The sequence below is a fragment of the Solimonas fluminis genome, assembly GCF_002930645.1.
GTDB classification, from domain to species: Bacteria; Pseudomonadota; Gammaproteobacteria; order Nevskiales; family Nevskiaceae; genus Solimonas_A; species Solimonas_A fluminis.
Genome location: NZ_PSNW01000007.1, coordinates 247,439 through 254,389, shown reverse-complemented (window position 1 = coordinate 254,389; position 6,951 = coordinate 247,439). Strand labels below are relative to the sequence as shown.

At 66.5% G+C, this 6,951-nt stretch carries 6 protein-coding genes and 1 pseudogene; 3 read left to right on the top strand and 4 right to left on the bottom strand.

The features are described from left to right. Nucleotides 1-131, bottom strand: a pseudogene (gene glyA / locus C3942_RS14375) (serine hydroxymethyltransferase); the annotation flags it as partial. Nucleotides 132-306: 175 nt separating this feature from the next. Next, the gene (metE, locus tag C3942_RS14370; RefSeq protein WP_104231043.1) at nt 307-2,571 is read right to left on the bottom strand and encodes a 5-methyltetrahydropteroyltriglutamate--homocysteine S-methyltransferase; all 2,265 of its coding nucleotides are present in this window, start codon (nt 2,569-2,571) and stop codon (nt 307-309) included. 93 nt (nt 2,572-2,664) lie between these two features. On the opposite strand from metE, the gene C3942_RS14365 reads away from it, so the two are divergent. The 3 genes from C3942_RS14365 to C3942_RS14355 all read left to right on the top strand — a co-directional run bounded on the left by C3942_RS14365 (nt 2,665) and on the right by C3942_RS14355 (nt 4,962). Then, nucleotides 2,665-3,561 (top strand): LysR family transcriptional regulator, encoded by an 897-nt coding sequence (locus C3942_RS14365; RefSeq protein ID WP_104231042.1) that lies wholly within the window; start codon nt 2,665-2,667, stop codon nt 3,559-3,561. 49 nt (nt 3,562-3,610) lie between these two features. After that, nucleotides 3,611-4,369, top strand: a complete 759-nt coding sequence (locus C3942_RS14360; RefSeq protein WP_207766097.1) for a nuclease-related domain-containing protein — start codon at nt 3,611-3,613, stop codon at nt 4,367-4,369. A gap of 182 nt (nt 4,370-4,551) precedes the next feature. Continuing rightward, nucleotides 4,552-4,962 carry a hypothetical protein gene (locus tag C3942_RS14355; RefSeq protein ID WP_104231041.1) on the top strand — a complete coding sequence of 137 codons (411 nt, stop codon included), beginning with the start codon at nt 4,552-4,554 and terminating at the stop codon, nt 4,960-4,962. Between the two features lie 39 nt (nt 4,963-5,001). Here the strand turns inward: C3942_RS14355 and C3942_RS14350 are convergent, their stop codons facing one another. Next, nucleotides 5,002-5,592 carry a TetR/AcrR family transcriptional regulator gene (locus tag C3942_RS14350; protein WP_104231040.1) on the bottom strand — a complete coding sequence of 197 codons (591 nt, stop codon included), beginning with the start codon at nt 5,590-5,592 and terminating at the stop codon, nt 5,002-5,004. 140 nt (nt 5,593-5,732) lie between these two features. Then, the gene (gene sat, locus C3942_RS14345) at nt 5,733-6,929 is read right to left on the bottom strand and encodes a sulfate adenylyltransferase (protein ID WP_104231039.1); all 1,197 of its coding nucleotides are present in this window, start codon (nt 6,927-6,929) and stop codon (nt 5,733-5,735) included. Between the last annotated feature and the right edge of the window lie 22 nt (nt 6,930-6,951).

The window sequence follows — 6,951 nt, the reverse complement described above, 5'->3', positions numbered from 1 at the left end:
ATCACCGCCGGGCTGGCGTAGTTCTCCGAGGCGATCAGCTCGATGTGCGCTTCCTGCCGCCCCGCTTCCTTCTGGATCGCGGCGTGCAGCTCAGGGTCGTATTGGGCGAGGCTCGGGGCGTTGCCGTACATGCTCATTCTCCGCGCAGGCCACAGGCACAGTGTTCGCCGTGGCGATGGGTTTCGGGTGGGTCTTCTTCCGCCGGCTCCACGTAGGCGAAGCGCGCCAGCGGGTCCGCCTCCCGGAATGGCTCCCGGGAGGCGTCCTGCGCTTCATCGCGGCGCCTTCGCGCATAGCCGAAGGCCATCAGTTCAGCGCGGCCCGCGCTTCGCGGGCCGTCGCCACCATGATCTTCAGGGCCGCTTCCGTCTCCGGCCAGCCGCGGGTCTTGAGGCCGCAGTCCGGGTTCACCCACAGGCGCTCGGCCGGCACCACCTTCAGCGCGCGCTGAAGCAGCTCCTGCATCTCCGCCTGTGCCGGCACGCGGGGCGAGTGGATGTCGTAGAGCCCCGGGCCGATGTCGTTCGGATACCGGAACTCGGCGAAACCCTCCAGCAGCTTCATCCGCGCCCGCGAGGTCTCGATGGTGATCACGTCCGCATCCAGCGCCGCGATGGACGGCAGGATGTCGTTGAACTCCGAGTAGCACATGTGCGTGTGGATCTGCGTCTGGTTGCGCACGCCCGCGGCGGTGATTCGGAAGGCCCGCACCGCCCAGTCCAGGTATGCCGGCCACTCCGCCTTCTTCAGCGGCAGGCCCTCGCGGATCGTCGGCTCGTCGATCTGGATCAGCTTGATGCCGGCGGTTTCCAGGTCCACCACCTCGTCGCGCAGGGCCAGCGCCAGCTGCAGCGCCACCTCCTGCTTGGGCAGGTCGTCGCGCACGAAGCTCCAGAACAGCATCGTCAGCGGGCCGCTGAGCATGCCCTTCATCGGCTTGTCCGTCAGCGTCTGCGCATAGCGGGACCACTCCACCGTCATCGGCGCGGGGCGGGAGACGTCGCCATAGATCACTGGAGGCTTCACGCAGCGCGAACCGTAGCTCTGCACCCAGCCGAACTGGGTGAAGGCGTAGCCGTCGAGCTGCTCGCCGAAGTATTCCACCATGTCGTTGCGCTCGGCCTCGCCGTGCACCAGCACGTCGAGGCCCAACCGCTCCTGCTTTTCCACCGCATGGCGAATCTCGGCTTGCATCGCGGCGATGTACTGGTCCTCGCCGAGCCTGCCGGCCTTGAAGGCGGCGCGCGCGGCACGGATCTCCGCGGTCTGGGGGAAGGAGCCGATGGTGGTGGTCGGCAGCTTCGGCAGGTTCAGCACCGCCTGCTGGGCGGCGATGCGCTGCGCGAACGGCGCGGCACGCTCGGCATCCTCCGGCTTCAGCGCGGCGACGCGGGCGCGCACGGCGGCCACGTGGGTGCTCGGGGCCTTGCGGCGGCTCTGGATGGCCTGGGCCGCTGCCTGCAGCTCGCGCCACACGGCAGGCTCGCCCTGCTCCAGGGCGCGCTTCAGCACCGAGAGTTCATCCAGCTTCTGCACCGCGAAGGCCATCCAGCTCTTCAGCGCGGGGTCGAGCTTCTCTTCCAGGGAGAGATCGGTGGGCACATGCAGCAGCGAGCAGGACGGTGCGATCCACAGGCGCTCGCCCAGCAGGGCCCTGGCCGGGTGCAGCAAGGCCAGCACCCTGGCCAGGTCCGTGCGCCAGAGGTTGCGGCCGTCGATCACGCCCAGCGACAGCGCCTTGTCCTGCGGCCAGTCCGGCAGGAAGGCCTCGAGCTGGCGCGGCGCGCGCACCAGGTCCAGGTGCAGCGCGGCGACCGGCAGCGCTTTCAGCAGCGCCGCATGCACGGCCACGCTGCCGAAGTAGGTGGCCAGCAGGACCGGCGGCGCGACGGCCGCAATCGCGGCATGGGCGCGGGGAAAGGCGGCCAGCCATTCCTCCGGCAGGTCCAGCGACAGGATCGGCTCGTCCAGCTGCAGCCAAGCCACGCCCAGCGCGCGCAGTTCCGCCGCCAGTTCGGCGTATACCGGCAGCAGCGCCGGCAGCAGCGAGAGCTTGTCGAAGCCCGCCGGCGCGCTGGCCAGCCACAGCCAGGTGAGCGGGCCGGGCAGCACCACCTTGGCGCGGTAGCCGGCGGCCTGCGCACCCTGGAGTTCCGGCAGCAGCCAGTCGCGGTTGAGGCGGAAGCGGGTGCCGGCATCCACCTCCGGCACCAGGTAGTGATAGTTGGTATCGAACCACTTCTTCATCGCCAGCGCCGGCTGCTCCGGCGTGCCGCGCGCCATCGCAAAGTAGTCCGCCAGGTCCATGTGCCCGCCCAGGCCGAAGCGGGCCGGGCCCGCCGAGAACAGCGCCGTGGCGTTGTGCAGGTGGTCGTAGAAGGCGAAGTCGCCGACCGTCACGCAGTCCAGGCCGGCGGCCTGCTGCAGGGCCCAGTGGCGGCCGCGCAGCTCGCGGCCCACGGCCCGCAGGCCGGCTTCGTCCAGCTGGCCCTTCCAGTGGGCCTCCACGGCGGTCTTCAGCTCGCGCCGGGCGCCGATGCGGGGAAAGCCGAGGATATGAGCATGGGACATGGCTAGGTCCGTCAGATTGAAGGGTGCTCATGGTCCGCCGACGGCTAATATGATTCAATCTCGCTGTTTTAATGGTTTTGTTGAGAGAAATTCATGATCCAGTCTCCCCTGGAAATGCGCCACCTGCAGACCCTGGTGGCCCTGGCCGACACCGGCTCCCTGTCCCGGGCCGCCGAGCGGGTCTTCGTCACCCAGTCCGCCCTGTCGCACCAGCTCAAGCTGCTGGAAGGCCACTACGGCTCACCGCTGTTCGAGCGCGGCACCAAGCCCCTGCGCTTCACCCAGGCCGGCGCCCGCCTGCTGGCCCTGGCCCGGCAGGTGCGCGAGCTCACCGCGGAGGCCGAGCGCGAGGTGGCGCAGTGGGTCGGAGGGGGCGGCGGCCAGTTGCGCGTGGCGGTGGAATGCCACACCTGCTTCGACTGGCTGATGCCGGCGATGGACGCCTTCCGCGAACACTGGCCGCAGGTGGAGCTGGACCTGGTCAGCGGCTTCCAGGCCGAGCCGATCTCCCTGGTGGAAACCGGCGCGGCCGACTTCGCCGTGGTGCACGACCGCCCCGCGCCGCGCGCCGGCGTCGCCACCGCGCCGCTGTTCACCTACGAGACCGTCGCCATCCTGTCGCGCAAGCACCCGCTGGCGCAGAAGCCCTGGCTGTCGCCGCAGGATTTCGCCGGCGAAACGCTGATCTCCTACCCGGTGGAGGACGACATGCTCGACGTGGTGCGCCATTTCCTCGCGCCCGCCGGCGTGAAGCCCAAGCGGCGCAACGCGGAGCTGACAGTGGCGATCCTGCAACTCGTCGCCAGCGGCCGCGGCATCGCCGCGCTGCCGGCCTGGAGCGTGCAGGCGTATCTGGAGCGCGGCTACGTGGTGGCCAAGCCGCTGGGAGAATCGGGGCTGCGCTGCGAGCTGTACGCGGCAATGCCGGAGAGCCTGGCGGAGAAGCCCTACTTGCAGGATTTCGTGGCGAAGATTCGGGAGGGGGCTTGAGAGAGTGGGTCACCCAGAAAGCCGGACGAGCATGATGGTGGAGTTCTGCATGAAGGAGTATCGGCTCATGCTTGAGGAGAATATCGATGGCCTGGCGCAAATCATCTCAACTGCATCAAGTCACGCACTGATTCAGCGCGAGTCAAAGGCCCTCCTTCATTGGACGCAGGATGGATGGGGTGTTCTGTACATCTTCATCGCACTTGCTGTTGGTTTCGCCATTGGCCGATCCAAAGCCTTACGCCTCCCTTTGTTCCAGAATCGGGGAGAGGCGCTGCTATCCCGCGCCATGCTCACCCACTTCACCTCTCCCGATTATCATCTGATGAATCATGTCACTCTTCGCATGAAGGACGGCACAACTCAGATTGATCACATTCTTGTTTCGCGGTTCGGCGTTTTCGTCATTGAGAACAAGGAGTACAAGGGATGGATTTTTGCCAGCGCGAATCAAGCGAACTGGACTCAAGTTCTCTTCAGATGGAAGTTCAGGTTTCAGAACCCGATTCACCAGAATTTCCGGCATGTACGAGCGGTTCAAGACCTCTTGGATTTCTTGCCGCCTGAGGCCACCAAGTCGGTGGTTGTCTTTACTGGCGAAGCTGAGTTCATGACAGAGGTTCCTCAAGGTGTATTTAGTATTTCCGGGTTCATTGACCACCTGCGCAAGCAGACCGTCGAAGTCATGTCTGTTAATCGAGTGCAGTTCTGTGTGGGCCGACTCGAAACTGCGCGCCTTGCTATCACCGGGAAAACAGACGTCGAGCATGTTCAGAGTCTTGAGCGCAGACACGGCAAGAAAGCTTGATCCTGTTTCTCAAAAAAGGGGCGATCGCAGGGTTGAGCCAATGGCTTTGCAAGTTGGAAAGCAAGTGTAGGATGCAGTGAGCTTTGCGAAGCGCATCGTTCGCGATCGATGCGGTTCTTTACATTCCCCACATCCTGCGGGACGCCGATCCCGTGGACGGGTTTTCAGAGATGGCGAGGCCGATGATCGACGCACAGGAAATCATGGACGCGCGCCATGCGGGCGAAGTCCGTTGCATCCTCGTCTCCGATGCGGCGGGGGACCTGAACGCCGTCCTGGCCCAGGCGGGATTGCAGCCGGACAGCAGCCGGCTCGTGGAGCACCACCGGGCCACCGCGCATGCCATCCTCTCGGCCATCCTGCACAAGGACATGCCGTACCAGATGCCGCTCATGTCGAAGGCCGAGGCGGACGGCATGGCCGACATGATCCTGTCGTCCTGCGAGAAGCCCGGCAGCCGGTATTACTCGAACGGCAACTGGGATACGCGCGAGGCCTGGCATCCTCTGGGCGAATCCTCGTTCGACGCAGGCATCATCGTGTCCTGCGGCGAGGGCCGGTACTTCTGCGTCTGGTTCGAAGACAAGGATTGAGGCCGGGCACGCCCTGAGGCCAGCGGAGTGCCGCCTCTCCTACTCCCCGGCGGGTGCGGGCACGTCGGCTGCCTTGGGGAGCGGCGGCGCCGACAGCGCGGCGGCCAGGAACTCTGACAGCATGCGCCGCAGGCCCGGGTTCGGTGCGCCGGCCTCGCACTCCAGTTGCGCGGCTTCCAGCACCATCTGGCAGTAGACCCGGCCGATGGCATGCGAGTTGGGGCAGGCGAGCGACTTCAGCTCGATGCCCACCATCATGGCGGTGGTCTGGTTGCGCTTGTGGAAGTACTGGGCCATGCCCGGCAAGCGCCGGCGCGCTTCGCTCAGCAGCAGGCGCAGGGCGCGGTGCTCCAGGCAGATGTCCAGCTGCAGCTCGGTGGCGCGCTGCATGCGGGGCAGCCCCGGCGGCGTCTGGGATGCGGCCTGCACCAGCCGGTCGAGGATGTGGTCCAGGAACTGCCGGTTCAGCTCGGTGAAGTAGACGTCCAGGCTGCCGAACTGCGCGGCGAACTGCTCGCGCGTCAGGCCGGTGGTGTCGGCCAGGTTGTCCGGTGTCAGTTGTTCGAAGCCGTAGCGCGCCGCCAGGGCGGCCCCCGCCGCCAGCAGCCGCAAGGATGCCGGTCCGCTCATGAGTCTCCGCCCCCCAGCAGTTTCCCCATCCCTCCACTATAGGCGCCGGCGGGCCAGCGGACATTGACCTGGTTCACAGAGGGGGTGGGCAACGAAAAAGGGGCCCACAGGCCCCTTTTTTCGTCGCCGCATCCGCCGGTTCAGGCTTTCTTGGCGTCTTCCAGCTGGTAGTACTCCATCAGCACCTTGGCCACTTCCGGGCGCGAGAACTCGGGCGGCGGGGCGATGCCCTGGCCCAGCATCTGGCGCACCTTGGTGCCCGACAGCGCGATGAAGTCTTCCGGCGTGTGGTCCGGGGCTTCGCGCATCATCACCACGCGGCCCAGCTTCTTGCTGTAGGCGGTGTTGTCGGCGCGGAAAATCTCGATCTGCAGCGCGCCGGCCGGCACGCGGGTGTCGAAGATGGTCTGCGCGTCGAAGGGGCCGTAGTAGTCGCCCACGCCGGCATGGTCACGGCCCACGATCAGGTAGTTGGCGCCCATGTTCTGGCGGAACACGGCATGCAGCACGGCCTCGCGCGGGCCGGCGTAGAGCATGTCGAAGCCGTAGCCGGTGATCATCACCGTGTTCTTCGGGAAGTAGTGCTCCACCATCGTGCGGATGCAGGCGTCGCGCACCGGTGCCGGGATGTCGCCTTCCTTGAGCTTGCCCAGCAGCATGTGGATGACGATGCCGTCGGCCTGGAGGCGCTCCTGCGCCATGCGGCACAGCTCTTCGTGCGCGCGGTGCATCGGGTTGCGGGTCTGGAAGGCCACCACCTTCTGCCAGCCGCGTTCCTTGATCTCGTTGCGGATCTCCACGGCGGTGCGGAAGGTGTCCGGGAACTCGCCCTGGAAGTAGCTGAAGTTCAGCACCTCGATCGGGCCCGAGACCAGGGTGTTGCCCAGGTTCAGGAAGGTCTGCACGCCCGGGTGCTTGGCGTCGAGGTTGCCGAAGATTTCCTTGGCCATGAACTGCAGCTCGTCGTCGCTGACGCTTTCCACGGCCTGCACGTCCATCACCGCCAGGACCGGATGGCCTTCGACGTTGGGGTCGCGCAGCGCGATGCGGCTGCCGGCCTTGATGCCGGCCTCCTTGGTCAGGTTGACGATGGGCACCGGCCAGAACAGGCCGGCGGTGGTCTTCAGGTCCTTGGCCACGCCCAGCGCGTCGGCCTTGTTCATGTAGCCGGTCAGCGGGTTGAAGTAGCCGGCGCCGAGCATCACCGCGTTGGCGGCGGCGGCGGAGTTCAGCAGCAGGCTCGGCAGGCCCTCGGCTTCCTTCTGCAGGGCGGCGTGGCGCGCGGTGTCGTAGACGAAGCGCGGGTTCAGGGTGTCGGAGCCGTGGGGCTTGATCATGGTCGTTTCCAGCTGTGTGAGG

What these genes read in the sequence shown, in the direction of transcription:
- C3942_RS14360 (WP_207766097.1), top strand. Translation starts at nt 3,611, where the DNA reads ATGAAGGAGTATCGGCTCATGCTTGAGGAGAATATCGATGGCCTGGCG.
- C3942_RS14355 (WP_104231041.1), top strand. Translation starts at nt 4,552, where the DNA reads ATGATCGACGCACAGGAAATCATGGACGCGCGCCATGCGGGCGAAGTC.
- sat (WP_104231039.1), bottom strand. Translation starts at nt 6,929, where the DNA reads ATGATCAAGCCCCACGGCTCCGACACCCTGAACCCGCGCTTCGTCTAC.
- C3942_RS14365 (WP_104231042.1), top strand. Translation starts at nt 2,665, where the DNA reads ATGATCCAGTCTCCCCTGGAAATGCGCCACCTGCAGACCCTGGTGGCC.
- C3942_RS14350 (WP_104231040.1), bottom strand. Translation starts at nt 5,592, where the DNA reads ATGAGCGGACCGGCATCCTTGCGGCTGCTGGCGGCGGGGGCCGCCCTG.
- metE (WP_104231043.1), bottom strand. Translation starts at nt 2,571, where the DNA reads ATGTCCCATGCTCATATCCTCGGCTTTCCCCGCATCGGCGCCCGGCGC.